Source organism: Caballeronia sp. M23-90 (genome assembly GCF_053574605.1).
Genome location: NZ_JBSIPA010000694.1, coordinates 1 through 2285, shown reverse-complemented (window position 1 = coordinate 2285; position 2285 = coordinate 1). Strand labels below are relative to the sequence as shown.

Below are 2285 nucleotides of genomic sequence, written 5' to 3'. Positions count from 1 at the left end.
TGGAAGCGGGCGGTGCGCCACTGACTGCGCTGGCGCTCGCCAACGACGAAAACCGCGCCCTCCGTGATTTCGCGTTGGCGCAGTTGGCGGCGGGTCCCGGCTGCGATGCGTTTGCATGCGGCGAGAACCTGCAGAAACTGCCCGTTCCGATGGTCCTCGGCTGGATGCAGCGCTGGCTCTACGATGTGCTGGCGCAAAAAACGGCGGGGCGGCCGCGGTATTTCCCGGCGGCATCGAAGGCGCTGGAACGCTGCGCCGCGCAGCTTGATGTGGACAGGTTTTCCCGCTATCAAAAGTCTGTGGCGCGCCAGCGCGCGGTGGAGAATCATCCGCTCAACGCGCGGCTGGTTTTTGAAGAGCTGTTTCTGGGCTATCGCGACGTGTTCAACGCCGCCTGACTTGCCATTCACGTCCGTAAACATTCATTCGCAAAAGCAAAACGCACCATGACTCTCCATTTCCGCGACGCGGTTCTCGATGATCTTCCCGGCATCGTGGCCATCTACAACTCCACGGTGCCCTCGCGGCTCGTGACGGCAGATCTGGAGCCGGTGACGGTTGAAAGCCGTCTGGCCTGGTTCCATGCTCACGGGCCGAACGCCCGGCCGCTTTGGGTCGTGGAAGAAAACGGCGCGATCGTCGCGTGGCTGAGCTTCTCCGATTTCTACGGACGTCCGGCTTATTTGCGCACGGCCGAAGTCAGCATCTATCTGCACGAGAAAACGCGCGGACGCGGCCTGGGAACGCAGTTGCTGGAAGCGGCATTGGAACGCGCGCCGGAACTGGGTATCGATACGTTGCTAGGTTTCGTCTTCGGCCATAACGACCCGAGCCTGCGCCTGTTCCGCCGCTTCCAGTTCGACGTCTGGGGCACGCTGCCGCGCGTCGCGGTGCTGGACGGCATAGAGCGCGATCTCGTGATTCTCGGCCGCCGGCTGATCCCGCAATCCGCCGGCTAATCAAAGCCTTGTCGGAAATCACCACGGAACCACCATGTTCGTCGATTCACATTGCCACATCAATTTCGAAGGTCTCGCCGACCGGCTGCCCGAAGTCCTCAGCAAGATGCAGGAGCTGAAGGTGACGCACGCGCTGTGTGTATCGGTGGATCTGGAAACGCTGCCTTCCGTGCTCAAGATCGCGGAAGAAAACGAGCATATCTATGCATCGGTGGGCGTGCATCCGGATCACGAAGATGCGCAGGAGCCGAGCGTCCAGCAGCTCGTGGAACTGGCGCAGCATCCGAAAGTGGTCGCCATCGGCGAAACAGGACTGGATTATTACCGTCTGGAAGGGCGCAGCATCGCCGACATGGAATGGCAGCGTGAACGCTTTCGCACGCATATCCGGGCCGCTCACGAGACGGGCAAACCGCTGATCATCCACACACGGTCGTCGTGGGAAGACACGCTGCGGATCATGGCCGAGGAGCGTGCAAGCGTGCCGGGCGGCGTGATGCATTGTTTCACCGAGCCGTGGCACGTCGCCCAAGCCGCGCTCGAGCAGGATTTTTACATCTCGCTGTCAGGCATCGTGACGTTCAAGAGCGCGAAGGACGTGCAGGACGTCGCGCAACGGGTGCCGCTCGAGCGTTTGCTGATCGAAACGGACTCGCCGTATCTCGCGCCGGTGCCTTATCGTGGAAAGTCGAATGAACCTGCGTACGTAAGTTATGTCGGACGTTTCATCGCGCAGTTGCGCGAAATGCCGGAAGACGCGCTGGCAACCGCCACGACCCGCAACTTCTTCAAGCTCTTCAAGATTCCCGAGCCTGTCGAACACTAGGCTCGGCGGAAGCCTTCGACGCGAAAACTATTAGATTCAGCCAGTAATCCCCAAGGAACACATGCTCAAAATTTCGACGGTTTCATCTTCGGCAGCTTTCAACCGCCAGACGGCCGCGCGCAGAAAGACGTGGCGCTCGCTGGTCACGGGCATCGTCCTGACGGCCGCAGCCATTGCTCAACCGGTTTTCGCGGCGCCTGAGGATTCCATGATCAAGGCGGTGAAATTCGACGATGTGTCGGCCGTCAAGAAGCTGTTGTCGCAAGGCATCGATCCGAATCTCGTCGATAACACCGGCGCGCCGCTGCTCGTGATCGCCGCACGCGAAAAGTCCGACAAGGTGGGCAAGCTGCTCGCCGAGAATCCGAAGACCGATCTCGAGAAGCTCGACCCCGCCGGCGAAAACGCAATGATGCTGGCCGCGCTCAACGACGACCTCGATTTCGTGAACATGCTGATCTCGAAGGATGCGGAAGTGAACAAGAAGGGCTGGACGCCGC

Annotated in this window: 3 protein-coding genes and 1 pseudogene; all 4 read left to right on the top strand. The window is 60.6% G+C overall.

What is annotated here, in order from left to right; all coding sequences use genetic code 11:
• A pseudogene (locus ACRXB1_RS34785) lies at positions 1 to 398 on the top strand (DNA polymerase III subunit delta'); the annotation flags it as partial.
• A 48-nt stretch (positions 399 to 446) separates the two neighbouring features.
• Positions 447 to 959 (top strand): GNAT family N-acetyltransferase, encoded by a 513-nt coding sequence (locus tag ACRXB1_RS34780; RefSeq protein ID WP_075359691.1) that lies wholly within the window; start codon positions 447 to 449, stop codon positions 957 to 959.
• A 34-nt stretch (positions 960 to 993) separates the two neighbouring features.
• Positions 994 to 1785, top strand: a complete 792-nt coding sequence (locus tag ACRXB1_RS34775) for a TatD family hydrolase (RefSeq protein WP_449494622.1) — start codon at positions 994 to 996, stop codon at positions 1783 to 1785.
• A 61-nt stretch (positions 1786 to 1846) separates the two neighbouring features.
• Positions 1847 to 2285: ankyrin repeat domain-containing protein (locus ACRXB1_RS34770; RefSeq protein WP_449494621.1), on the top strand; the 439-nt coding region annotated here is incomplete at its 3' end.

Coding starts and splice junctions, on each gene's coding strand:
- ACRXB1_RS34780 (WP_075359691.1), top strand. CDS start 447: ATGACTCTCCATTTCCGCGACGCGGTTCTCGATGATCTTCCCGGCATC.
- ACRXB1_RS34775 (WP_449494622.1), top strand. CDS start 994: ATGTTCGTCGATTCACATTGCCACATCAATTTCGAAGGTCTCGCCGAC.